This window comes from Mesorhizobium sp. NZP2234, from assembly GCF_013170765.1.
Taxonomy (GTDB): Bacteria; Pseudomonadota; Alphaproteobacteria; order Rhizobiales; family Rhizobiaceae; genus Mesorhizobium; species Mesorhizobium loti_D.
Window position 1 is genome coordinate 6,461,506 of record NZ_CP033364.1, and the last position, 23,729, is coordinate 6,485,234.

The 23,729-nt window shown below is 58.0% G+C and carries 18 protein-coding genes and 4 pseudogenes; 12 read left to right on the plus strand and 10 right to left on the minus strand.

Features of this window, described 5'->3' with window-relative positions; all coding sequences use genetic code 11:
• Positions 1 to 592: 592 nt before the first annotated feature.
• A complete protein-coding gene (locus tag EB230_RS31145; RefSeq protein WP_095489421.1) occupies positions 593 to 1,075 on the plus strand; it encodes an Lrp/AsnC family transcriptional regulator in 483 nt (160 codons plus the stop codon).
• A gap of 118 nt (positions 1,076 to 1,193) precedes the next feature.
• Here EB230_RS31145 and EB230_RS31150 read toward each other — a convergent pair whose 3' ends face one another.
• Positions 1,194 to 2,393: a LysR family transcriptional regulator gene (locus EB230_RS31150; RefSeq protein ID WP_281410918.1), complete on the minus strand. Its 1,200-nt coding sequence runs from the start codon at positions 2,391 to 2,393 to the stop codon at positions 1,194 to 1,196.
• Between EB230_RS31150 and EB230_RS31155 the strand changes: the two genes are divergently transcribed.
• Positions 2,374 to 3,621 carry an acetyl-CoA carboxylase biotin carboxylase subunit family protein gene (locus tag EB230_RS31155; RefSeq protein WP_172374693.1) on the plus strand — a complete coding sequence of 416 codons (1,248 nt, stop codon included), beginning with the start codon at positions 2,374 to 2,376 and terminating at the stop codon, positions 3,619 to 3,621. The genes EB230_RS31150 and EB230_RS31155 overlap by 20 nt on opposite strands.
• 294 nt (positions 3,622 to 3,915) lie before the next feature.
• On the opposite strand, the pseudogene EB230_RS31160 reads toward EB230_RS31155, so the two are convergent.
• Positions 3,916 to 4,044: pseudogene (locus EB230_RS31160) on the minus strand (IS256 family transposase); the annotation flags it as partial.
• Positions 4,045 to 4,401: 357 nt separating this feature from the next.
• Between EB230_RS31160 and EB230_RS32860 the strand changes: the two are divergent.
• The gene (locus EB230_RS32860) at positions 4,402 to 5,031 is read left to right on the plus strand and encodes a transposase (protein ID WP_246738885.1); all 630 of its coding nucleotides are present in this window, start codon (positions 4,402 to 4,404) and stop codon (positions 5,029 to 5,031) included.
• 594 nt (positions 5,032 to 5,625) lie between these two features.
• On the opposite strand, the gene EB230_RS31170 is transcribed toward EB230_RS32860, so the two are convergent.
• From EB230_RS31170 to EB230_RS31185, 4 genes are all read right to left on the minus strand, one after another.
• Positions 5,626 to 7,098, minus strand: coding sequence for an aldehyde dehydrogenase (locus EB230_RS31170; protein WP_210261333.1), 1,473 nt, complete (start codon positions 7,096 to 7,098; stop codon positions 5,626 to 5,628).
• A 437-nt stretch (positions 7,099 to 7,535) separates the two neighbouring features.
• Entirely contained in the window at positions 7,536 to 7,952 is a 417-nt protein-coding gene (locus tag EB230_RS31175) for a DUF2267 domain-containing protein (RefSeq protein ID WP_172374695.1), read from the minus strand.
• A 501-nt stretch (positions 7,953 to 8,453) separates the two neighbouring features.
• The gene (locus EB230_RS31180; RefSeq protein WP_172374697.1) at positions 8,454 to 9,383 is read right to left on the minus strand and encodes an isopenicillin N synthase family oxygenase; all 930 of its coding nucleotides are present in this window, start codon (positions 9,381 to 9,383) and stop codon (positions 8,454 to 8,456) included.
• Positions 9,384 to 9,903: 520 nt separating this feature from the next.
• Positions 9,904 to 11,604, minus strand: a complete 1,701-nt coding sequence (locus EB230_RS31185; protein WP_246738886.1) for a GMC family oxidoreductase N-terminal domain-containing protein — start codon at positions 11,602 to 11,604, stop codon at positions 9,904 to 9,906.
• Positions 11,605 to 12,152: 548 nt separating this feature from the next.
• Here EB230_RS31185 and EB230_RS31190 point away from each other — a divergent pair.
• On the plus strand, positions 12,153 to 12,866 hold the full coding sequence (locus EB230_RS31190) for a hypothetical protein (RefSeq protein WP_172374708.1): 714 nt from the start codon (positions 12,153 to 12,155) through the stop codon (positions 12,864 to 12,866).
• Between the two features lie 834 nt (positions 12,867 to 13,700).
• Positions 13,701 to 13,943 (plus strand): annotated as a pseudogene (locus tag EB230_RS31195) (helix-turn-helix transcriptional regulator); the annotation flags it as partial.
• 1,197 nt (positions 13,944 to 15,140) lie between these two features.
• Here EB230_RS31195 and EB230_RS31200 read toward each other — a convergent pair.
• The 4 genes and pseudogenes from EB230_RS31200 to ectB form a co-directional block, all read right to left on the minus strand.
• Positions 15,141 to 15,497 (minus strand): annotated as a pseudogene (locus EB230_RS31200) (ISNCY family transposase); the annotation flags it as partial.
• A 323-nt stretch (positions 15,498 to 15,820) separates the two neighbouring features.
• Positions 15,821 to 16,473, minus strand: a pseudogene (locus EB230_RS31205) (transposase); the annotation flags it as partial.
• 379 nt (positions 16,474 to 16,852) lie between these two features.
• Positions 16,853 to 17,695 (minus strand): hypothetical protein, encoded by an 843-nt coding sequence (locus tag EB230_RS31210; RefSeq protein ID WP_172374712.1) that lies wholly within the window; start codon positions 17,693 to 17,695, stop codon positions 16,853 to 16,855.
• Positions 17,685 to 18,944 carry a diaminobutyrate--2-oxoglutarate transaminase gene (gene ectB / locus EB230_RS31215; RefSeq protein WP_172374714.1) on the minus strand — a complete coding sequence of 420 codons (1,260 nt, stop codon included), beginning with the start codon at positions 18,942 to 18,944 and terminating at the stop codon, positions 17,685 to 17,687. The genes EB230_RS31210 and ectB overlap by 11 nt, the downstream gene beginning before the upstream one ends.
• 605 nt (positions 18,945 to 19,549) lie before the next feature.
• Between ectB and EB230_RS31220 the strand changes: the two genes are divergently transcribed.
• The 7 genes from EB230_RS31220 (at position 19,550) to EB230_RS31250 (ending at position 23,443) form a co-directional block, all read left to right on the plus strand.
• Positions 19,550 to 19,918 carry a hypothetical protein gene (locus EB230_RS31220; protein ID WP_172374716.1) on the plus strand — a complete coding sequence of 123 codons (369 nt, stop codon included), beginning with the start codon at positions 19,550 to 19,552 and terminating at the stop codon, positions 19,916 to 19,918.
• A complete protein-coding gene (locus tag EB230_RS31225; RefSeq protein ID WP_172374718.1) occupies positions 19,915 to 20,235 on the plus strand; it encodes an iron-sulfur cluster assembly accessory protein in 321 nt (106 codons plus the stop codon). The genes EB230_RS31220 and EB230_RS31225 overlap by 4 nt, the downstream gene beginning before the upstream one ends.
• Positions 20,236 to 20,261: 26 nt before the next feature.
• Positions 20,262 to 20,723 carry an iron-sulfur cluster assembly scaffold protein gene (locus EB230_RS31230; RefSeq protein WP_172374720.1) on the plus strand — a complete coding sequence of 154 codons (462 nt, stop codon included), beginning with the start codon at positions 20,262 to 20,264 and terminating at the stop codon, positions 20,721 to 20,723.
• Positions 20,724 to 20,959: 236 nt separating this feature from the next.
• A complete protein-coding gene (gene queE, locus EB230_RS31235) occupies positions 20,960 to 21,595 on the plus strand; it encodes a 7-carboxy-7-deazaguanine synthase (RefSeq protein ID WP_172374722.1) in 636 nt (211 codons plus the stop codon).
• Positions 21,592 to 21,945: a 6-carboxytetrahydropterin synthase QueD gene (gene queD, locus EB230_RS31240; RefSeq protein WP_172374724.1), complete on the plus strand. Its 354-nt coding sequence runs from the start codon at positions 21,592 to 21,594 to the stop codon at positions 21,943 to 21,945. Before queE ends, queD begins: the two co-directional genes overlap by 4 nt.
• Positions 21,946 to 22,068: 123 nt before the next feature.
• Entirely contained in the window at positions 22,069 to 22,350 is a 282-nt protein-coding gene (locus tag EB230_RS31245) for a hypothetical protein (RefSeq protein WP_172374726.1), read from the plus strand.
• A 55-nt stretch (positions 22,351 to 22,405) separates the two neighbouring features.
• Positions 22,406 to 23,443, plus strand: a complete 1,038-nt coding sequence (locus EB230_RS31250) for a LacI family DNA-binding transcriptional regulator (RefSeq protein ID WP_172374728.1) — start codon at positions 22,406 to 22,408, stop codon at positions 23,441 to 23,443.
• The last annotated feature ends 286 nt before the right edge of the window (positions 23,444 to 23,729 follow it).

The window sequence follows — 23,729 nt, forward strand, 5'->3', positions numbered from 1 at the left end:
TGGTCCCTTGCGTGCCCTGTCCCTCCGCTGGACAGGACCAAAGGAACGGAAAAGACAGGTTCTGCATTGTGGCACCGCCGCTGACAGTATTGCCTAGAGTTCTGCAAATTCGCTGAGCGAGTAGTGCTGGTTGCGAGTACATTCATCATCGCAGCACCGCATCGGATGCGGCGCCGCCAGGACGCGGTGGAAGTCGAAGCGACGGAGCGCAACTGTGAATTGCGGCTCACAAGGTAGCCACCAGGTGTTTGATCCCAGGCTTTGATGGGCATCCTTGTCCTCCGAGTCAAGGGATGCGCTCTGGGCCAGGTTCTTCGTGGGAGCGCCACGACGACGGAGGCGGTCCGATGACCGGCGCACCTTAAGAAGTCGATACAATGCCTCTTCCGATGCACCGAGTGCGATGATGGCCTCACGCGTAGCAGCCGCGCCGCTCTCAGTCACGCGGTTATTGGGCGTCCTCGCCCGTCAGCCGATCCGGAGACAGCCACCGCATACGCATAACAGATATATGGAATCGGTATGAGCGAGATATCGCAGAAGTTGGGCTAATATTGACAAGAAGGTGCAGTTTTCCTGCGAGGAGCCCCCAATGTTGCATACCCCGCCGCCAGATTTGGACCGAATTGACCGGAAACTCCTCATTGCCGTGCAGCGTAACAATCGCCTTACCACAGAGGAATTGGGCGAACTTGCAGGCCTTTCGGCAACCGCATGTCAGCGGCGATTGAAGCGGCTTCGAGATGCGCGTGTGATTCAGGCAGATGTTGCTGTAATCTCGCCAGAAGCGATCGGCAGGCCAATGCTCATGCTAGCCTCTATCACTTTAGAGCGCGATCGCGCTGACATCATCGATCGTTTCAAACAAGCGATCCGGCGCACACCCGAGATTATGAACGGATATTACGTGACAGGCGAGGCCGACTTTGTTCTCGCAATTTCGGTGCGTGATATGGTCGAGTACGAGGCATTTACCCGTCGCTTTTTTCATGAGCACCCCGATATCAAGGGCTTTAAAACCATGGTCGTAATGGATCGAATTAAGGCATCATTGGCTCTGCCAATTGACGAATAGAATGGAAGCACCAGTAGCGCACCGCAGATCGGCAACCACCTCGCGAATAGGTGCTTGCAGGCGATGACAAATAGTCGGTTAGTCGTGAGCCCGCTGTACCGCCGGTGCTCCAGCCTCTTCAGGTATTGGTCGATGAACTCGTGCCGCCAGTGATAAACTCGCCCGACCAGCGCCCGAGTTCGACATAACGTCGAACCATCTGCTCAAGAAATGATATAATGTGCCGTGCGGCGGGCGGCAGTATTGTCCCATATGCGGTTGTTAGGGCCAATTCAAAGCTTAGCGAAGACCGATCAATCGGCGCTACAGCCAGATTCGGGCCTTCGAGATCTTCCCATAAGCACGCACGACTAAAAATCCCGTAGCCTTCGTCCAGTGCAATCATTCGCTTAATGAGAGGTATCGAGTCGATCTCGTACTTGAATGTCAATTCCACCTGCTGCTCGTGGGCGGCTATCTCCAGGCGTCGCCGCGTGTAACTCGGCGGCGCCGGAATAATCAATGGCAGGCCTTCCAATTCAGACAACAAGACCCTCTCACCGAAGGGCCAATTCTTTGTTGATCCGACCAAATAAACCTTTTCTTTGAAGATAAATTCGGGATTCAGATGGCGATAACTATCGACATCGTAAGCGAAGCCTAGATCGATCTGCTTGCTCTGAATCCAGTTCGCGGTTTGGTAAGTGAACCCCTCAAGCAATTTCAGCTTAACACGGGGGAATTGTTGACGGCAGCTTAAAATAAGCTCCGCCATGAAGGTTGGGCCCAGGTTGGGCAGAACTCCCACGCGAATGACACCGGAGGGACTTCCTTCATCGATCCGAGCTTGAAGGTAAGCATTGTCCAGCCGCAGCAAGGCATTCGCAACTTCGTCGCGGAGATTGGCGCCAGTTTCCGTCAACCTCACTCCGCGGCCATCCCGAATGAACAATTGCACCCCGAGCGTTTCCTCCAGGCGGCGCATTTGCCTGGATAGGGCAGGTTGCGCTATGCGCAACTCGACCGCGGCTCGGCTGATGCTGCCAAGTTCGGACACTCGGATGAAATGCCTGAGGACGCGAAGCTCAATTTGACTATCCACGTGTTCGGCTCGCTCACTTGGGACGACTTGGCACCCGGCTCCCCTCAGCGTTTCCGATAGTCCAGCCGTTGCAGATCCTTCGCATAAATATACACAATCTTCGCAACCGCAAATCGTCGGCGATGGTATTTCACTTCTGAGGTCAGGCACAGCCGAACGGGCGGATGCCGATTTTCTGCTCCTGCAGGTCGCAGGGACACAAGGTAGGAAACAGCCAATGGCAAGGAAAGCGCTCATCCTGATCGAAGGTCATAGGGGTAATGGCCCACTCTATGTCCAAGCGGCTCAGCGTCTTGGTCTACATCCGATTACACTGTCGGCTGATCCGACTCAGTACGAATATCTTGTAGCGGAAAACCTTCAGACAATCTGTGTCGATATAGACAATTTCGATGCGCTAATCCATGAATGTTCCCGGTTGCATGCCACTTTTGGCATTGCCGGCATTACCGGCTTTGCGGGCGACGACGAGTCGGTCTCTGCGACAGTTGGTAAGCTCTGCCGGTATTTTGATCTACCGGGTCCCAACCCCGCGTCGATTGAACAATGCTACGACAAATTCGTTCAACGTCAGCTCCTCGCAGAGGCCGGCGTTGCAATGCCTGCTTATCGCCTGGCGGAGAATGCGACGGACATAGAAAGCTCGGCTGCCGAGATCGGCCTGCCGGTAATTGTTAAGCCAGCCGTCGGCAGTGGCAGCATGGGTGTCCGATTGTGCCGCAGCATCGATGAGTTGGCTGAACATACGGCCTATCTGTTGGAGGGGAAGCACATATGGCGGTCTCCGCCAAGAGTGCTGGTCGAAGAATTCGCAGAAGGCCCTGCGTATGTCGCTGCAGTAATGGGACATGAGGTTGTTGGGATTGTCGCCGCAGACTACCATCCGCCACCGCACTTCGTGTATCGGGAGTGCACTGTTCCGGCCCCGCTAACTGATGAGGTGCATGAGCGTATCGCCGATGTTTCGCTGAGCTGTTTGCCAGCTCTCGGCCTTGACTGGGGGCCAAAAAGTATTGAACTCCGGTTGACCAAACGTGGCCCAGTCGTCATTGAAGTCAATCCGCGTCTTAGCGGTGCGCCCACTCCTCTACTGATTATGCTTGCTTACGGTGTCGATGTTATTACCGAGCACATCAAGCTTGTCATCGGCGGTGAACTGAACTTGCGCAAAAGAGAATCACAGATTGCGGTTGGGCGATTTCTTGTTGCCGACAGCGATGGCATCCTCGACTGGACTGACGACGGCAGCCGGGCAGCTGCTGTAACAGGTGTCGCCGAGGTCAGATTGTATGTTAAGCCTGAGGCGCCGATCGTGAGGAAAGGCGATTACCGAGACTGCATCGGACATGTCGTCGCCGCTTCACCCACCCATGCTCAGACGAAAGCGATAGTGCAGCGTGCCGTCGCCTCAATTGGTTGGTCGATAACACCATTGCCCACTGTTGACGAGCGGGAAAAGGCATAGGAGCGCGGATACGAGATTCTTCGAGACCCGGCCCCGCGAGCAGGCCCTGGTCGACTTTCCCCACATGTCGTCTTCACCGACGAACCAAAGAGACCGACGATCACCTGGCTATTTTCTCTGGTGCTCGGCTTCAGCCGCTTTAGTTGGCGTGCTTCGACAGGATCTGCTGCTGCTTATACGTTGTCATGCCGCTGTTTTCGAGGCGTTGGGCCGCGCTCCTCGTGACGTGCTCGACGTTCCCATGGATACAGCGATAATCGGCGAAGGCGAAAAGGCGGCTTCATAGCAGACGAGCCTTTCGCCGAAGACGAAGGCGAACTGTGTGTCCTCGAACCACTCGCGCGGGGCGCGTTTCCATTCCTCGGCGGCGTGGTTGAGAACCAGTATAGCAGCTTCATTGCGGGCATTAGGAAAGTGACCCCGTTGGGTTCGACGCCTCGTGGCGTTTGTAACCGGTATGATCATGACGGCGCCATCCGATCCCTCTGTAGATGAGCGATTTTCGGCGTGGTGCAACCATCCGGGACAGGGGCGCCGGGAGCATGCCAAGTGCTGGCAGGCCGATCAATTCGATGAGCTGCGACTCGCGTTAGTAGCTGGCCGCCCTGCGACCTGCCCGGTTGCGCCGAGAGCGCGGATCCGTAGGTTGTCGCGTCCGTTGGCTCCCGACTATTTGAGGAGAGGGAGCCGATCAGACGTGTGATTGGGATGGATTATCAACCGCACCTTTGCGGAAGTGGCGGTTTGGGAAGATGGCCGCGCCATTATGGACGGGTCGACATGACCCGCTCGGGACTGGAAAATTTTGGCCGCAGTTTGCGACGGACGGATGGGGTTGTCTTCGAGGCTACGGGGAACGCCATGGCGGTGGTGCGGGTTCTGTCGCCCTATGTCGGCCGGGTGATTTTCGCCAATCCGACGCAGGTTAAGGTGATCGCCCATGCCAGTATCAAGACCGACAAGATCGATGCCGTCGTTCTGGCGCAGTTTCCTAGCGGCTTTCTGCCTCAGGTCTGGGTTCCCGATGAGCGGACCGAGCGGCTTCGCTGTCTGGTCCCGCCGCCCAACCAGGTCGTGCGGCATCGGACGCGCGTGAAGAGCGGGGTACATGGCATCCTGCAGGCGCACCTCGTGCCAAAGTGCCTGCATGCCGATCTGTTCAACCGTCGGGGTCGCGCCTGGCTCGAGCGGCAGGTGCCTCCTGGCAACGAGCGGGCCGCTTCGCCACCACATCCGCGAGATCGCCTGGCCGAAGATCTGGCTGACCTCGATCGCGACATCGCGTGGGAAGCGGTTGATGATGTGCAAACCGGCAGCGTCAGACGGTCACCGGCGTCAACGCCATCGTCGCGAGCGGTGTCATCGCCGCCGTCGGCGACATCCGGCGGTTCCGCGAAACGCAGAAGCTAATGAGCTACACGGTCTCACTCCCCGTGTGCGTTACGCCGGTCTTGGCTTGGCGCAATATGGGCGGATCGGCAAACATGGGCGTTCCCATGCCCGCGCCATGCTGGTCGAGGCCGCCTGCGCGGCGAAGGCGCCCGGACGCTCAGGGCCTTCTTTCTGCGCATCTGCAACAAGCGTGGCCATCAGGTCGCAGCCGTGGCGGTCGCCCGCAAGCTCACGAGGCTGATGTGGCATTTGCTGAGAAAAGAGCAGGACTACTTCTGGGCTCGCCCGGCGCTGGTGGCGGCGAAAGCAGAGGCAGCTCGCTCAAGGCTGGCGCGCCGGGCGAGCGCGGTGTAGGTCGCCGCGGTTCGGCTTACGCCTACAACGTGAAGGAGTTGCGAGACAGCGAGAAAGCCGCGGCCGAGAATGCCGAGCGTGCCCACGAGCAAATGCTTCGGCATTGGCGGCAACGGGGGCCGAAGCGGCGCACCGACGGCGAAGCCAACAACAAGCACGCGAACCTGGAAATTTTGAGCTCAAGTTCTGGTTCTCGCGCCAACGCCAATGCCTGCGCTTCAACAATCTCACTAATCCAGCGCAGTTGGGCACGCCGCATTACACTGCACTCGACCCTTGAGCCGGGAAGATCGACTTAATCTCGAGGAATGCTGCCAGCCCCTCAGGTCCGAGTTCCCGACCAAGGCCGCTTCCCTTGACACCGCCGAATGGCGCGTCGATGTGAAGTGTGTAACGGTTGATGCCGACGACGCCAGCCTCCACCCGACGCGCAATCGCGATGCCCCGCTCGGGGTCCGACGTGAAAACCGCCCCGCCAAGGCCATACGTCGTGCCGTTGCATATCGCGAGCGCTTCCTCCTCGTTGTCGTACGGAATCACTGACATTACCGGCCCGAAAATCTCCTCCTGGGCGATCCGCATCAAGCTGTCGACGTCGCGGAAGAGCGTTGGCTCGATGTAATATCCGACGTCAAGTCCCCGCGGACGACCACCGCCGGCCACTACCTTCGCACCTTGTGTCCGTCCAGATGCGATGTACTCCTCGACGCGATCGCGCTGCCGCTTCGCCACCAATGGTCCGACCTGTGTGGCGGGATCGAGCGGGTGGCCCACGACGAGACCGGCCATCTCGTTCGCAATTCCCTCGACGACTTCATCGTATCGTGCGCGCGGAGCTAGGACGCGGGTCAGGGCGTGACAGATCTGACCACTGAACGGGATGCACGCCGGCGCAACTAAGGGTAGAAACGCGTCAAGATCGACATCCTCGAGCAACAACGCCGCCGACTTGCCGCCAAGCTCGAGCGTAACGCGCGCGAAGCGCTTGGCGCAGGCCAGTGCAACCTGGCGGCCAGCATACGTTGACCCGGTGAAGGACACCTTGTCGACGCCCGGATGCGACGCGAGCAACGCTCCTGTTTCGCCCCCCCCGAAGACGATGTTCACGACGCCGGGGGGAATGCCCGCCTCGTCTAGCGCTTCGATGAGCAGGTATGAGTCCAGTGATGCTTCCGGTGAAGGTTTGATGACCGTCGTACAACCAGCGGCCAGCGCCGGTGCCAACTTCCACGCGATTGCGCCCTGAGGTCCGTTCCACGGTATGATCAATCCGGCAACTCCTACCGGCTCTCTCCGAATGACCGTTCGTAACTCGTGTCCGAGGCGCTCGGATTCGACTTCGAGCTGATCAGCTAGCTCGGCATAGTAGCGGTAGTACTTCGATGTGCCGCTGCCATTCGATTGCACCGAGCTTGCAAGGGGCATCCCGATCTGCGCGGTGACAATCGCGCCGAGTTTCTCGGCGCGATCCTCGATTGCACGCGCGAGCTTGCGCAGATAAACGGCTCGCTCAGACGGCGGCAGCTGCGGCCAACCGGAATTCCGGAACGCCGCGCGTGCGGCGTCCACAGCGGCGGAAACGTCGTCCTTGTCGCCATCGGGAATTGTCGCAAATTCCCGCTCATCCGCCGGGTTCACGACCGGAAGCCGGGCGGACGAATGGGCCGGCCGGAGCTCGCCCTGGACATAGATATTGGCGTGCTCGCCCGTCATCAAGTTGGTTGCCGTCATTGCTTTGCATCTCGCCACATAGTTTGATCCTTCCAAAAGGGGGGCTCAATCAGTTCTGTCCACTCAGCATGCGCTGCTACGCATCGACCTTGACGGCAGGAGCCGTTTGGCGGCTTTCCTGCATGCTGGTCAGCAACCAGACGCCGGCGGATGAATGGACGACTCGCACCACCAGCCGATCGGTTCATTGCTGTGGCACGAACTCGGCCAGGGCGATCGACAGCTTTGGCTCATTCGGTCATTCTTGTTGAATCACACTCAAACGCATTCTGGAGCTCGATCGAGGCATTACTAGGATCGGGGAATCCCCTCCAGTTCCAACCTTGCGGCCGCCCCCTACACCTCCGGAGCCAAACTCAATCCGTGCCAGAACCAAGGCCGGCGTTAAGGAAACAGGTGCCACGCGGACATCGGGCGCTCGTGGGCAGACGCCTGTCTCAGGGCCAAAGGTTTTGCAGCACTCTTGGAGTGGCAGCCTTGGCACGCTTGACCTCTGCTGTGGGCAAACGGTCGACAAATTGGGCCAGCACGAAGCGTGCAACCACTTCCGGATCGACCGCCGGGTCTCGCTGGACGCCGACGTGGATCCGTTCGAGAAATGAATTCCGGTTTCTGGCGTTAGCGCGCCGGCCGGGATTCCAACCCTCGTAGTAGAAGCCGCGAAGCAAAGTTGGCAACCGAGCGCCCATGTAAACGGCGTGGTCGCGATCCAGGCAGTCGCGCAGAGCGTGCAGCGTCGCAATCAGAGCTTGGTAGACCCGCTCACGATCGTGCCAGCGAAGTCTCCACATCAGATCGCTGATCCAATTCTGAGTTATTTCGAATGCGTTGTTGAATTCATGCCTCGCGCACATTAGTTTCTCTCATGTCCTTGAAGGGTTGTCAGGATCTCGAATGCGCCTTATCGGCCTTGAGGTTGCCCCTGGTCAGGCGAGGCTTGCGCTGCAAAGAAAAGGACCACAAAAAATGGCTTCCGTCGGTGGCCAGCCGGCGATGCCTGACAGATGCCCCCCTTGAAAGCTGGAGTTCACACGGTTTCACAAACATACCAACCGGAGTGTTCGCGAATCCTCGTGCGGGCACGGCTCGACCCAGACAAACACTCTCTTTGGTTCTGATCATCTCATTCCATCCCAGATTGATCGCTCAGCTTCCGTATCAGAAATCGCTAGGATAGTCGTTCGGCGCAACCTAAACAATTTGGCAATCCCTGGGTGGCTCATTCCAAGGGTCTAGAGGCTGCCGCGCTATACTCGACGGCGCACGAATTGCTTCTCGGAGAGTTCTTCTTGGGATCAAGTCGGCGTGTGCTACGTCGTCACCGCAGTTTGCTTAGGCTTCAAAAAGCCGAACACCTACTGCAACTCACGCGCGCGCCCGGCCCCATTCCCCTTTTCCCATATTGACTCGTAGTTTCGCAGCATCATCTCCGCGACACCAAAGGTGTTGCCTTGCCGCGAAGCCAGGCGAGCGTCGATGTCGGGATAGATAAAGAAGGGCAGGGAAATTCGTTCGGCCGGACCACTGTGCACTACCTGATGCGGCGTACTCTTGAACCGGTTATCGCTCAACACCTGTAGCATGTCGCCCAGATTGACAACGAGACTGTCGGGGAGGCTCGGCGCCGGTATCCAACGCCCGTGGAACCACACCTGCAAGGATCGCGTGGGGAGTTCCTCCTGCAGCAGCAGCGTGAAAAAGCCATTGTCGGTATGCTTAGCGGCCGCGCCACCGGTAGACGGATATCGGATCACGCGTTGCAGAACCGTCGGCGGGCTGAAATGGCGTTGGAACCAGCCTTTTTCCATATCGAGCAGGTCGGCCAGCGCGTTCCCGAGCTGCGGGACGACGCCATTAAGCACGGTAGCCTGCAAAGCAAGGAGGCTCCGCGCGAAACCTGGAGCTAAGGCGTCGTCCGGAAGGCGTGTGCGTCCGGCAAATGGACGCCGGTCGCTTTCATTCTCGATACCGAGGTCGAACATTTCCTTTGGGTCCGGCCCGGCCTCGGGATGTAGCATCTCACCGTGCAACGGACTGTATCCACGGGCGGTGGTGGGGTGAACGTTTTGAAAGGCGTGACCATAGCGTTCCTTCGTAGCCAGGGGCAACGCGAAGAAGCGCCGGGAAGCGTCGATCGCTTCTGTTATCTGTTCTTCCGGGATTCCGTGCTCGATAAGGTAGAAGAACCCGTATTCTTCGCAGGCCGTGCGTAATCGCTGATGCTCTTCACGTCGCGTTGGATCGGATGACAGTCTCGCCAATGAGATTTGTGGTAGTGTAGTCATAATCGCTCCTCCGTCGGTGCCGTGCCTTGTGGGGCCACCTAAGCCAAAACTTGTACTGCATACCTATATCTATTCTTGCCGAACCGGCGCAACACAAAATGCATTAAGAATATGATGAATTACTGTACAACTTATTTAAACGTCCTTTAACATCGGTAGCAGGCGAGGTTTATGCCCTCCTTGAGTTCAAGAAGCACTTTCCTGCAAACGCGAAAGCCTGTTCGAGGATATGCGCGGAGATCTGCCTAAATTTCACGCTGGCCTTCGGTACGGACCGCGTACATGCAGCCCGCATCGCCTTGCGATGTCGATATAGACGCCACGACCGCCACGCTCCAGTTCGTTCGCAATGCGCAACAGCAAGCATCAGTATGAATGTCGATAGGGGCGGAATTGCCAAACACGTGTGAGTGGAAGTGACAGCCAGTTCTGCCTCTTCGGGAATTGTCTGGCATTTTGACAGCTCATAAACCTCGATCGGCTTCGCGAAAGATGAATCCTCGCCAGAAGAAGTTTTTGATCACCTTCTCGCTGACGATTCCCGGTCTTCTTTCAAAATTGCGTCAGCCATCTTCTCAGCCACCATGATCGTTGGAATGTTTGTATTGGCGCGGGGGCAGAACGGCATCACCGAAGCATCGGCAATCCTCAAGCCCGAAACGCCACGAACCCGGCCCGACGGATCTGTCACCGCAGCAGGGTCGGAGGCTGGCCCCATCTTGCAGCTCGACGTCGGATGCCAATTGCCTGTCGCGTTCTGTCGGACAAACCGGTCCAGATGCTCCTCGTTGTTGATCAGATCTGAAATGCTATGACCATCGGTTATGAAATGGCTAATGAGGGCGCGGCGCAAGCGTGGAGAACTGTCCATGAGAAAAGCAAGCACCGAGGTGAGCCCGTAATTAACGCAATTGACCTTGCTGACCTGCTTCGCTCGTGCATTCCACGCTGACGGAAACGGGTCGAGCGCGACCGCCGACAGTGAATCCTGCTTCAGCAGGCGGGCCATGAAACAGAACCCCTGCTTCAGTCGCTCGGCGTCCCGCTTGTCGCTCAACCAGTTGAAATCTACCTGCGGCTCTACGGTATGAGAGCGATCCTTGAGCACGATCGTCCCTGTCGAGTAAGCTCGGTTGACCCACAAATAGAGGGAGCCGAGGCGCTTGCCCAGCGGGTGCCAGGCCGACTTGGCAACCCCCGATATTGCCATGTCCGTCGACGGGCACCCATTGTAGCCCGACGAGTAACGGGCGTGCATCTGGATGTGGCCGCTCACATTGGGCGCCATGCGATCCCTCGGTTTCAAATACGCAGAAACGGCGATCCCTGGATGTTCTTGAAGGTTCTGGCCCACACCTCTTACATCTGCCACAACCGAAATACCGAGATTTGTCAGTTGCTCGGCCGGGCCGACCCCGGAGCGCATCAATATGGTGGGGGAGTAGATAGCTCCCGCGCAGAGGATCACGTTTGAAGCGAGATACGACTGCTGGCCGAAGTTGTTTTCCGTCTCGACCCCCGTAATGGCGCGGCCTGAAAAGGCCAGACGCACAACCGTCGTTGTCGGCAAGATTGTCAAATTGGGTCGAGCGCGGACGCTCTCGGACAAGTAGGCCATCGCAGCGGAAACACGGTGGCCGTTTCGGTTGGTCAAGGGAACGACCGAGTAGCCGTCACCAAAACCACCATTGAAGTCCGGCCTGAAATGAATACCCTCATTTTCATACGCTCTCGATACCGCTCGGATAAAGCCGGACCAATCTGATCGCCGCACCCGTCTTATTGGCAGCGGACCAGCGTTGCCGTGAAATTCGCCGCCGAAATCTAGATCGCATTCGAGGCGACGGAAGTAGGGTAGAACCTCCTCCCAACTCCAGCCTGCTGCACCGCTCGAGGCCCAGTCATCGTAGTCTTCGGGACCACCGCGGTTGGCCACCTGGGCATTGATGCTGGAGCCGCCCCCCATGACCCGGGCCTGCTCGTAATGAATGGGCTTGCGGCCATCTCGAACCGTGGTCGCGTCGAGTGAAGGCCATTGATAATCAGGATTGAAGTAAGCACGTGTTGGATTGCCGTCCAGGATGTCTTCAGGCACGGCATTCGGGGGCGTATCAGGACCGGCCTCGATAAGCAGTACGCGAGGTCCATCGGCGGAGAGCCTGCTCGCCATGACGGATCCAGAGGAACCGCCACCGATCACGATATAGTCGAAAACCAACACAACCCTCCCACCATCGTATGATGCTTAGACGAGGGATAAGGGGCACTGTCAGCGCTCCCCAAGCAAAGGGACCACTCGTCAAGCTTCAAATATATTTGCTGCCGCGGGAAATCCACACTACACCCTAGTAGTTGGTGAGATGCCGAGAATCAGTTAGGATGAAGAAACATGGAGCGAACGTCCCTAGGGCGGCGTGATGAACGGATCACGTAGGCGACTCCTTCTGACAACCGTGACTTTCATTCAACCTCTAAGATAAGGGGCCGCAATGAGCTTCAGCGCCGACGCATGATGCAGCAGTCCGCTACTGTCGCCTAGTACGCAGAGGTTCCGTCAAGTCAGCCGCTTTCTTGCCGGGCATCGGGACGTATGCGACCGGGAAGATTCCGGAGCGGGTCTCCAATTTTTAGTAGCTTCCTGTTGTCTACGCTAAAAAGCCACTCCGCTTTATAAGCTGATGCGTCAACTACCAGATCCCATAGTATCGGTGCTTTGCTGGAAGCTCTAAATGCCCTGCGGGTTCAGCGCACTGGTTAGGGTGCATCAACATGCAGAGCGGCGTCACGACTCTAGAGCTTTCGAGGTGTATCTGTGCGGCAGATGAGTTGGGGCGCAAGATGGGCCTTCACATTACGATGGGTGATGATTTTGAGAAGTATGTTGAAATTACCAGCAGCCTTCCCGGGAAGTCACCGACGTATCCAAGCTTCCGTCCCGACTGTTCTGATCTTCCGCCTGGAAAGGCCTTTTGGATCGTCGGGCGGGATCGGGACGGAAGAGTAGCGCATGTCCAAGCACTGCGTTTAGATCATCTGTCCAACACAGACGTTGCCGAGCAACTTGGGTCATTGAGAGCCTGGTTCACGGATCCTACCTTAACAGCCGGGCCCGGCTCCTCGTCTCGTTGCGATGCGCCCACTGCCCGCAGCATAACCGGGCTGGTCGCCTATCATGGTGACATCTGGTTGCGGAAGGACTTTAGGGGTCGCGATCTCTCCACTTTTATCGGGCGCATTGCATTCGGACTGGCATGGGCTAAATGGTCGCCGGACTTCATCTATGCGCTGGTTGCCGACTGGCACATAGAAAAAGGCGTGGTCGATCAATATGGGTATCTACATCAGGAGCCACACGGATCAGTCCTGCACTTGCCCGCGTTCGGTATAGACGACGACGATTGGCTCGTTTGGCTGACGCGAGACGAACTGTTAACGACGCTTCGTACTTCTGCATCGCGAGCGCTCGGTGAGACTACCGTCTGACGGACGACTCTCCATAATGGACAATATCGCAACACGATTATCTGAACAGGAACCAGAGGCAGCATAAGGCCACGTCGCCCCGGTGAATGGCAGGTTTCCAACACATCCCCCCGGGAGCCTACCCTGCGTGAACTCGGCACCTCAGCAACCGTCAAGCGATCAGCGATCAAGTTGCAGAATTGGGCTCGGGGCGATAGGTTCGGTGGAATAGGATGCCACCATCGCTACACTTACCTGAGCTGCCGCCATTCCGGCTACACTGTTGGTCGTGCGTAGCATGCGGGTCAAGATCGCACTTTGCAGCTCGGCGTGGTCACATTGTTTATGTGGCACCCTCAGCGTCTCTGCCTGCTTGGACGTGGGTTAGAAGACACCGGGGGAATGGAATATCTCTCCAACGGAGTAATCCAGACTGGCTGAGGTGCCGAAGCTGGAATATTGTCCGGCAGGTCCAAAGAGGTCTCCGAGGCCGCTGAGCATCACCGGTTCAAGTGACAATGGATCAGGAGATTGAATGTTGAGCTATACTAATCAAAAGAAGGCGAAAGACGACGATCTCCCACGAGATATAACGCCCTCTATGGAGATCTAGCCAAGATAAATCACATTCAAAGATATAATAATCAAGTTTCTCGATTTGTACATTTTGACGCAATGTAATTTTAAAAGTAACAACTATTCGAGTAGCAACTATTTGCTTGAGCTTTGATGCCGACCTGTTAAGGACGGCGCGCCGAGCCTAGCCTTGAGGCTGGCATGCTATTTGCGCAGTCAACAATATTCGGTGCAAATGGCTGCGGAGCAGAGACTATGGAACGCCCCCCGATCGAGGAAATTCCCAACCTCTCCACGAGAGAGCGAGAGTGCATACTGTGGACCGCCAGAGGTAAATCCTCCTGGGAAATGGGAAAGATACTCAATATCTCCGAAAACACCGTGAACTTTCATATGAAAAACGTGATGCGAAAATTGGGCGCGGGTAGCAGAACGGTCGCTGCGATCAAAGCCGTGAGCTTCGGAATTCTCGAACTGGAGGAAGTGGTGACAGCCACTGAACTGTCATCTGGCGATGATTAGAGCTCAATCCCTTCGAGGGCTGCCGGGACCTCATAGCCGAGCAACGAACTTAGCCCTCGCGTGTTGAAGAAAACGATGCCCTCCGTAGCAGACGCTGCCGGACGCGCCTTATGCACAAAAAGCTGATAGTGCGCCTAATGCTAGACCACGTCTAGCTAACGTGCCGTCCTACGGGAGGAGCCCCGCATACCATCTCGCACGCAAGGCGATCGCGATGGCGATCTCGCCGGCTGTCGGTGTCGCGCTTCGCCCATAACAGCCGGAACTGGCAGTAGCCCATCAAAATGTGCCCCGTCGTTGACACGACCGAATTCATCTACAGCCGCGCGCAGCCGGGCAAATCGGCTTCACCAATACCATCAACGCCGGGCAGCCCAACGTGCTGACCTTGTGCGGGGTGCTTCCATTCGAGCCTGGCCGTCACCCTCACCGGCACTCCTCGGTCTGACGGCGGCGAAGTTCTGGACACGAACGAAAGTCAAGGGAACGCTCGCGGTCAAGCGGCACATCAATCCCACGTGCGTGCCTATGGAGGCGAAGGAGAGCTACCGCTGGCTGGAGAACCTTCGTCAGTCCATCGCGCTCGTTGGCGCGCCCGAGCGCTGCGTGCATGTGGGTAACCGGGAGAGCGACATTACGAGCTCTATTGCACCGCGCAGGACCTTGGTACCAGCTTCCTCGTGCGGGTCAGACGAACAGGCTGGCAGAGCGGCCTGCCGTGCAACCCCACACGATCCTACTCATCGCGTCTTTGCCCAACTTGCGGCGGTGCCTTGGGCGGGACGTCATCGCATTACGGTTGATCAGGACGAGACGACCTGGCTGCAGGTGAAGTTCGCCGCCATCACCACCTTGCCGGCCGGTGGGCAAGCAGAAGCGCTACAGTCCGCATCCACGCCCTCGAAGAAATCCGCCACCCGGTCGCGAGCCGATCGACTGGATGCTGATGACCAACTTGCCGATCGAAGATCTTTCCGCGGCGGTTGAGAAGCTAGATTAGTTTCCGTCCACAAAAGTGCGCATTTCGCAGCGTTTACAAAGAGTTACACCCGGCCTATTGGCCTTGACGACGGCATGGAAAGGATCATGGGCGCTGACTTGTCGTTGGCACGATCAGGCGCACGCCACGAGGGCGACAAATGGCCGGAGCGACGCAACTGCGATGCCGGGTTGGCGTCAGGTCGCCTTGAGGCGCGGGCCACGCCAGGTACAGCGCGCCAGCCCGTAGGCGCGCTTCAAGCACGATATTCCGGCTTCGATGCCGACACGGAAGTTGCGTAGCGTGCGATAGACCCACTTGCTTCTGACCATGTCCCCGATCCGGAGGCCGGCTTTCTTGTGAAAGGCCATGTCGCAGACGCCCACGCCCTCGCTGTGGCCAGGTTGTTGCGAGTGGCGAAGCCGCCATCGGCCGCCGCTTGCCGCGGCGCTTGGCCCAGATGCCGACGTGGCGCGCCAGCATCGGCAGCATGCGGTCGCTGTCGGCCGGGTTTCCTGCTCGGTCACCAAATCGAGGATCATGCCGCTCCTGCCGGTGCTCAGGTTGAGCTTATATGAGGACGGTAAAGACGGAACGGGTGTGTCAGGGCAACATTTCTTCACCTTCTCGATGTGTTGCGGAATCCATGGTCCGAGCCCGATGGCATGACGCGGCCCGTTTATCCGAGCCCAATCCAACTTATATACGGTCGCTGCTCGAAACAGCGGCACCAACATCCCGCTTGCGGCGGGTACGGGCTCAGGAGGACGGGACCATTCTTGTGGCGAGGCATTCCAGGCCATCCCAACCTTCGGTTCGTCCACCTGGATCCGCCAGGGCTGATCAGGCCCTTGAAGAAGTGCTTAGTTCACATTCCATGGGTGAGCGGCAATCGGGATCAGGCGCTCTTCATGACCGCCCCCTCAATGACGACGCCAGCGTTGACGTATTTCCACAGCGCCACGAGTAGCTTGCGGGCGAGCGCCACAATCGTCGCCTTCTTGAGGCGCCCGCCGTTCTGCTTCACCCGCTCCTTGAACTACAAGGAGAGCGCCGATTGCGATTGATGGCGCAGCCATAGCCACGCGAGTTGGATCAGCGTAGTTCGCAGCCTTGGATTGCCGATTTCGAAACGCCCTGGTCGTGTGAGACGGAGCCGCTTTGCCAGGGGGTCGCCGCCAAGCCGGCGTAGGCGGCCAGCTGTCGTCGGTTGTCGTAGTGCCGCGACAGGCCCTCCGTCCACAGCACGGCGGCAAACTCCTGCCCGATGCCCTTCAGGTCGAGCAGCATGGCCGGGGCTGGCGCGGCACTCTGCTCGGTCGCAAGCATGGCGTCGCGCTCGGCCTCGACCGCCTTGATCTGTTCCATCAGCAGCTCCAGCCGTTCGAGTTCGCGATCAATCTGCTGCTTCAGATAGTCCGGCAGCGGACGCCCGTCGCCGGTCTTCAGCGCCTCAAGGCACCTGCGCCGATCGCGCCGCAACGGCTCGTAGCCGGAGACACCCTGTGCAAACAGCAGGCCATTGATGCGGTTGACATGGCGGTTCCGCTCGGGAGTTGGACGCGATACGACATCGCGTTCGACATCTCCTTTGGATCAAGCCGATGATGTGGGTAATCGAAAGCCAAACCGGATGCGTACGCCGCATCCGACATCAGAATGCGAGCAGCTCGTTGAGCCTCGCGTTCTCCTTCTCAAGGGGTCTTCAGGCGCTTGGGGTCGGATGGGTCCAGTTGTACAGCGTTGCTTCAGAGGGGCCGCGCTTGCGAGCAACGGCGTCCGCGCCCGCTTTCTGTTCATCGGTCCGTACGTCAAACGGGGCCGGACTCTACTCCCAACTGGAGAAGGTCACTCCTGCCAGGTCACCGTAACGGATGACATTGACCCTTAACTGCTCGCGAAATCCGGTCGGTCGCTGCGATATCCAACATCAAGTCCACCAGAGAACAAGATCCGGCCGTGCAAATCCGAAAAAGCAATTCAGCAGCACGCGACGCTTTCCGTTGCCTGATTGACCGGTAACCCCATGAACGAAACCGCCGTCAAGTAGCGCGATATCCCCCGCCTCGAGCTGGATTTCGCGACTAGGCACGGCCTCGAGATAAGCTGCGGAGTAGGGATATCCCGTGGTCTCCACACCCTGCGACTTTCGATCCGCGACTGTCGGCTTGTGACTCCATAGCCTCAGATTGCCACCTTCCTCAGGCATGCTGGGATAGAAGTTGAGTGCCGCGACGGTGTTCTCCGCCACCGCAGAAAGCTCGTAGTCGTTGCCAGCACACAAGACTTGAGCGACATCGTCGTGGGGATCCAAGGAATACGTGCCGCTGCCAGACCAACTGAGCGCGCGACAAACATTAGCCTGACCGTGTTCTGAACGAGCCAGCCGCAATTCAATACCCTGGTTGTGAAGCCCGCGCTTCAACGCGTCGAATGTTGCTCGGACCGGATCAACCAAATTCTCAAAAAGGGCGTCGACGAAAGGCTTCGCATTTTTCGACTCCGCGAAATAGGTGGCGGCATCCTTCCTGTAGTGGGATGCGCCGACATATTGTCCGGGGACGCCATCTTTGCGCTCGTTGAGACCGGGACTGCTAACAAAGTTCGTGGTGATCTCCTCCGCTACTTCGGTGCTGAAGGCTCGCTTGATGTGCAAAGCCGTGATCTCACCTTTTAGGACCGAGATGATCTCCGCAGTGCTGATCGAGCCGGTTCGTTCTTTGATCCTAAGAGGCGAGATGGCCGGCGTTTGAGGTACTTGCTTAGTCGCCATTGGTTTTCTCCTGTAGTGCCTGATCGAGGATGGCAATGCCGTGATCGAGTTCGTCATCTGAGATGGTTATCGGCGGAAGGACTTTGATGACGTCGCGATTTGGTCCCGAGGACTCGATGAGCAAGCCGTTTTCGAATGCGACATCGTGCACACGGCCAACAACGGCCTGTGAACGGCACTTGAGGCCGGCCATCAGACCACGGCCGCGCTTTTGTTCGATGGACCCAGGGAATTTCGCAACGAGGCGATCAAGGTGTTCTTGCAGTTTGACGGCCGTCCGCTCGACGGCTGTAGTAAACTGCCTATCGGACCACATTGTGCACATGGCCGCGGAAGTCACAAAGGCGAGATTATTGCCTCTAAAGGTCCCGCTATGTTCTCCCGGTTTCCATATGTCCAAATCGGGGCGAATCAGAACTATGGACAACGGACTACCTGAACCGCTCAGGGATTTCGAAAGACACACGATATCGGGCTCGATTTTCGCGAACTCGAACGAGAAGAAATCGCCCGTTCGTCCCGAACCTGCCTGAATGTCGTCGACGATGAAAACAACGTCGCGCTTACGGCAAATGCGCTGAATTTCTGCGAGCCATGGTGCGGATGCGGTGTTCATGCCGCCTTCTGCCTGGATGGGCTCCAGGATGATTGCGGCCGGCTTTTCTATCCCGCTGCCTGGGTCGCCCAACACGTGATCAATGTAACTCGCGGAATCGAAAGTTTGGTTCGGATAATTCTCGTAAGGGACACGGATCACATCGTGGCGAGCAACGCCGCCAAGCTGTCTGGTTGACGCTGAACCCGACACCGCCAAGGAGCCGAGCGACATGCCATGGTACGAATTTGTGAAGGCCATGACACTCGAGCGGCCGGTATATTTTCGCGCCAGCGCCAACGCCGCTTCGTTAGCGTTCGTCCCGGTCGGCCCAGGAAACTGTATCTTGTAAGAAAGGCCCCGAGGCTTCAGGATCGACTCGACAAACACTTCGATGAAATCACGCTTTGCAGCTGTGTACATATCAAGCGACAAAACAATATTTTTATCCGCGAGATATTGAATTGCCGGCGCCATAATATCTTGATTGTTATGACCGTAGTTGAGCGCGCCGGAGCCCGCAAGAAAATCAATATAGGGCTTGCCGGCCTCGTCCCAGATTGTCGCCCCAAGCGACTTTGTAAAGACTGTTGGAAAGGATCGTCCATAGCGACGAACGTTAGACTCGTAAGCTTCAAAAATGTCGATATCCATTAAAGGGCCTCTCTGTATGCGGCTCGCGGTCAACGCTGCAGGTTCTATGTTCACGCATTCCAAACCATTGAGTTAGACGATTGGCTACGGCCAATATCGGACTTAAAGCGAACGTATCATGGTCAGCGACTTGCATTCGCAAAGAGTCTGTAAACTTGTTTGACGAATCTGTTGCAACGCTTTGGATAGCGATCGCGTGACAGTCAGTACCCGCCTTGCGGCAACGCTATCGGCGTTGTTGGCGGGGACGACTGACACAACCGCACTGGTTTTTCCAGCATGACTGCAACCACGATGCTTGGGTATTTCTCCATGTCGGCCGTGACGGGATCCTTGCCGACGAGTAGCTGTGACAGCTCCTTCGATGTGACGGCGAGACCGGTGCTCGCTCGAGTTTCGTTTTGGAACGCGGACGAGCCAGACCGCGATTTGCGATAGAACTGGGAACTGACCGCGGCCTCTAATCGAGGCCGTGGTCGCCGTGCCGGTGATTGGGCTGTTCCCTGGGCGGCGCGTTGGCCCACCTGGCTTGACGGCATTTACAATGCCTCAGTCGGCCGTCGCGAGATGACGGCCGCACTGCAGGCCACGGGCCGAGCACGCGAGTGGTGTTCACCACCCACGAGCTGACGCAGACGGCGCGGCTTCGACAAGGCGCGATCGAAGCGGTATCAACCCCGGTGTTCGCCACCGCACCGGTGGTGACGACGGCGCGGCTTTTGGAGCGGAGCACGACTAAAAGTTCCCACCCGGTCCACATTCATATGATCGAAAACGCTGGCTCAGGCGACGACACTGGCGATTTGTCCGATGCCGCTTTCTGTGCGCAAGGTTTCACTCTGTCCGACATCCGACAATTGTTGGATGTGAGACAGGCCCCAAATCCGCTAACAATGCCTTCTATTGAATTTTCCTCTCTGGCACGTTCTGTGCAGTGCGACTTGCGAATGCATCAGCAAGAAATAGTCCCATGATCACACTCACTGAAAACGCCGTCGCCGCCGTCAAGGCCGCGCTTTCCCGCGCCGACGAACCGGCGGAAGGCTTTCGCATCATGGTCGAGGCAGGCGGCTGCGCCGGCCTCAAATACCGGATGGGTTTGGAAAGCGTCTCGCGCGAGGGCGATGCCGTCATGGAGACGGCCGGGGTCAAGGTGTTCGTCGACGCAAGCTCCCAGCCCCATCTCGCCGGCACGACCGTTGACTTCGTCACGGGCCTGGAGTCCTCGGGCTTTGTCTTCGACAATCCCAATGCGCGGGACAAATGCGCCTGCGGCAAGTCCTTCGGCTAGCCGCCATCACGACAAGGATCGGCGCCGTGCGGGATAATACCAACAACGTCTACCTCTTCAGCGACAAGCTCTATTTCATCAACCCGCACAATGTCGGGGCTTTGGACATCCCCAATGCGGCCGGCGAGGTCGGCGCCGTTGCCTGCTGCGACGGGCTTAAATTGATAATGGGCTTCGACCCCAAGACCGAGACGATTACTGCCGCAACGTTCCAGACCTTCGGCCGCGGCTCGGCCATAACCGCTTCCTCGACGTTTACCGAATTCATCGTCGGCAAGACCATCGATGAAGCGCTTCAGATCACCGATCAGGACATGGCGGATTTTCTCGGCGCCCTGCCGCCGCACACGACCTACTCATCGCTCGACCGCCTCATTCTGGAGCGCGGCGTGCGGCTGATGAGCGAGTTCTTCCGTGCGGTTAGGAAGGCTTTCGAGAAGACACCAGGATTCTCACGCCTCGTGCTCGTCAAGGCATCCTCGCGATGAGCGGCGAGATCGAGGCGTTTCTCTTGGTGATAGGCTTCGAGGAGCGAGAGGCCCTTCCCCGCAGTCTCCACCCGCTGAAACCTAATTCTGCGTGGAGTTCGGGCGAGCGGGTTTTCGGTAACGAGCCTCGACGGTGGGACGCGCTGCAAAACGTGCAGTGGGACATTTCCCACCTTTTGCCGCGTCTCGTAAGCCAGCAGAGATGCTCCCTTGCTCACTCGAAGGCCGCTTAAGCAATGCCCTATGCGGTCAAGGAAATTTTCTACACCCTTCAAGGTGAAGGACGAAATGCCGGGCGGGCCGCCGTATTTTGTCGTTTCGCCGGCTGTAACCTTTGGTCGGGACGTGAAGGCGACCGGGCAAAAGCATTCTGCGGATTTTGCGACACCGATTTCGTTGGGGTATATGGCCCCGGTGGCGGACATTTTGACACCGCGCGGCAGCTTGCGTTGGCGATCGAACAAGCCTGGCGCGGGTCGGGAGCTGGGCAGCGTTTTGTCGTGCTCACCGGAGGGGAACCCCTCCTCCAGATCGATGAAGAACTCCTGGAAGCGCTGCATTGCTTGGCGTTTGAAATTGCCGTGGAGACCAACGGTACCATCCCCACACCCGCCGGCATCGACTGGCTGTGCGTCAGTCCGAAATGCAATGCACGCCTCGTGGTCATGGCAGGGGACGAGCTAAAGCTTGTATATCCTCAGATTGGCGCGGAGCCCGAACATTTCGAAGTTCTCGCGTTTGAGCACCTTTTGCTTCAGCCGATCGATGGGCCCGAGGGCGAGGCGAATACGACCGCCGCAGTGGCCTATTGTCTTGCCAACCCACGTTGGCGCTTGAGCCTTCAAACCCACAAACTTCTCGGGATCCCATGAAAATTACGCAAGCTTTCATCTTCGAGGCAGCGCACTGTCTTCCGCGGGTGCCAGAAACCCACCGCTGTCACCGCATGCATGGCCACTCATACTGTGTGGAACTGCGTCTGGAAGGGCCCGTCGATCCAGACACGGGCTTTGTCATCGATTTCTTCGATGTCGAGGCTGTGTTTGGACCGCTTCTGCAACGTCTCGACCATCAGTGTCTGAATCAGATTGAGGGTCTCGAAAATCCGACGGCGGAAAACATTGCGGTCTGGATCTGGGACCAAACCAAGCCGCTTCTTGGCCAAATGTGCTCGGTAACAGTCTATGAGACATCGCTGTGCTGGGCTGAATACGAGGGTTGATCCTCACAGCCTCAGTGTCGATGTTTGACGAAATGGATCTGCTCGACCGCCGGAAGACAATCGCGCAGACAATTCAGCAACGTCGATCTCATGTGCTGTCGAATCCAAAAGGCGGTTGCCGTCATGAAGGATGCGCGCCGCCTCAAGCGCGGGGGCGAAGCCATCCCTATGCATCAGGATGGCGAAAGTGTTGTTGAGGTCCCGAAAGCGCTGTCCGTTGAGGTCAGCCAGATTGGCGCCTTCGCGTTGCAGCGCGCCGCGCGGCTTCGGATCGCACAGCCGCTGCGCGCGTGGCTCGAGGAAAACGGGCGGCTGCGGGCGAACAATCTGGCGGATTGGGCGTCAGGCGGCGCGGAGATTTTCTTGCAACATGTCAGGCCTCTCCTACGCCTCTTTTGCCGCTGACATGGCATCTGCACTTGGAAGACGTCATTCACGAATTGCATATGGGAGGGGGCTAATGAACAGGCCAACGATCGCCGATCTGGCGAAAGCCGCGGGCGTAAGTGTTTCCACGGTCAATAGGCTCTTGCACGGAACTGGCACACTGCGACCGCAGACGGCCGACCTCATCCTGAGCGCAGCGCAGCAGATTGGCTTCCGCAGTTCGGGGCCGCTGCATGAACGCAGGCGGGACAATCTCCCGCATCGGCACTTGAGCTTTCTCATGCAGCAATCGCACCGGCCGCTCTGCCGGATCCGGGCCGAGGCGCTTCTCGGTGCCTGCGCGCGACGCACAGATGCGGTTATTGAGCCCTACGTGCTCTTCGAGGACGACCCTTCCCCCGAAGCGGTTGCTGCCAGTCTGCTCAAGATAGGCGGAAGCGCCGATGCAATCGCGGTGATCTCGGCCGATCACCCGCTCGTCGGCCAGGCGATTGATGAGTTGCGCGTCAAAGGCGTTCCGGTGATCGCCTACGTCACTGACCTGTCCGCCGCCAGCCGGGCCGGCTTTGTGGGAACCGACAACTGGAAGGCCGGCCGCACCGCAGCATGGTTTATCAGCCAGACGTCCGGTCGGCCCGGCAAGGTCTTTCCTCTCATCGGCAGCAACCGTTATCAGTTCCAAAACATATCGGATGCAAGCTTTCGCTCCTACATGCGCGAGCACGCGCCCGAGTTCCACGTCAGCGAAACCCTCGTGACCCATGAGGCGCCGAAGAACGCCTATGCAATTGTTCGCAGGCTGATAGCGGAGGAGCCGGAGCTCATGGGCATCTTCGTCAATGGCGGCGGCATTTCCGGCGTTCTGCGTGCCATGCGCGAGCTCGCTGTGGAGCATTGCAAAATCCGGGTCGTCTGCCGCGACATCGGGCCCGAGACACGCAAGGGATTGAGCGAAGGCTTGATTACTGCTTCCTTGTGCCATCCGGTCGACAGGATGCCTGAAGAACTCGTCGACATGATGCTGCGAATGATCGAACGCACGGACACACGGCTAATCGAACAGCGGAGTGTTCCGTTTGAGATCCTTACGCCAGAGAGCATTTGGACTTAAGAATCGGAAGAGCCATCGTCGTCCGGATAAGGTCATCCGTACCGCTGCGAGGCGACGACCGCTTTTGGAGGAAAACTGGGCGCAAGGGCAGTTCGGCACTCATGATCCTCGTTTCCAGCGAAATAGGCCAGGAGGACGAGGAGAAGGAAATCTCCGAGGAAGACGATCCTGTCGAGAGCTGGACCCCACGCTTCCGCCATTAGGCTGCTTCTGCGGCCATTCGTGCCGATTTGCGCGGCTTGTGGCGCGCCACAACATCCCTCAATCGAGGCCGCGCACCGGGCGA

What these genes read in the sequence shown, in the direction of transcription:
- queE (WP_172374722.1), top strand. Translation starts at nt 20,960, where the DNA reads ATGCCCTATGCGGTCAAGGAAATTTTCTACACCCTTCAAGGTGAAGGA.
- EB230_RS32860 (WP_246738885.1), top strand. Translation starts at nt 4,402, where the DNA reads ATGACCCGCTCGGGACTGGAAAATTTTGGCCGCAGTTTGCGACGGACG.
- EB230_RS31155 (WP_172374693.1), top strand. Translation starts at nt 2,374, where the DNA reads ATGGCAAGGAAAGCGCTCATCCTGATCGAAGGTCATAGGGGTAATGGC.
- EB230_RS31225 (WP_172374718.1), top strand. Translation starts at nt 19,915, where the DNA reads ATGATCACACTCACTGAAAACGCCGTCGCCGCCGTCAAGGCCGCGCTT.
- EB230_RS31175 (WP_172374695.1), bottom strand. Translation starts at nt 7,952, where the DNA reads ATGTGCGCGAGGCATGAATTCAACAACGCATTCGAAATAACTCAGAAT.
- EB230_RS31190 (WP_172374708.1), top strand. Translation starts at nt 12,153, where the DNA reads ATGCAGAGCGGCGTCACGACTCTAGAGCTTTCGAGGTGTATCTGTGCG.
- EB230_RS31170 (WP_210261333.1), bottom strand. Translation starts at nt 7,098, where the DNA reads ATGACGGCAACCAACTTGATGACGGGCGAGCACGCCAATATCTATGTC.
- queD (WP_172374724.1), top strand. Translation starts at nt 21,592, where the DNA reads ATGAAAATTACGCAAGCTTTCATCTTCGAGGCAGCGCACTGTCTTCCG.
- ectB (WP_172374714.1), bottom strand. Translation starts at nt 18,944, where the DNA reads ATGGATATCGACATTTTTGAAGCTTACGAGTCTAACGTTCGTCGCTAT.
- EB230_RS31145 (WP_095489421.1), top strand. Translation starts at nt 593, where the DNA reads ATGTTGCATACCCCGCCGCCAGATTTGGACCGAATTGACCGGAAACTC.
- EB230_RS31250 (WP_172374728.1), top strand. Translation starts at nt 22,406, where the DNA reads ATGAACAGGCCAACGATCGCCGATCTGGCGAAAGCCGCGGGCGTAAGT.
- EB230_RS31150 (WP_281410918.1), bottom strand. Translation starts at nt 2,393, where the DNA reads ATGAGCGCTTTCCTTGCCATTGGCTGTTTCCTACCTTGTGTCCCTGCG.
- EB230_RS31180 (WP_172374697.1), bottom strand. Translation starts at nt 9,383, where the DNA reads ATGACTACACTACCACAAATCTCATTGGCGAGACTGTCATCCGATCCA.
- EB230_RS31245 (WP_172374726.1), top strand. Translation starts at nt 22,069, where the DNA reads ATGAAGGATGCGCGCCGCCTCAAGCGCGGGGGCGAAGCCATCCCTATG.
- EB230_RS31210 (WP_172374712.1), bottom strand. Translation starts at nt 17,695, where the DNA reads ATGGCGACTAAGCAAGTACCTCAAACGCCGGCCATCTCGCCTCTTAGG.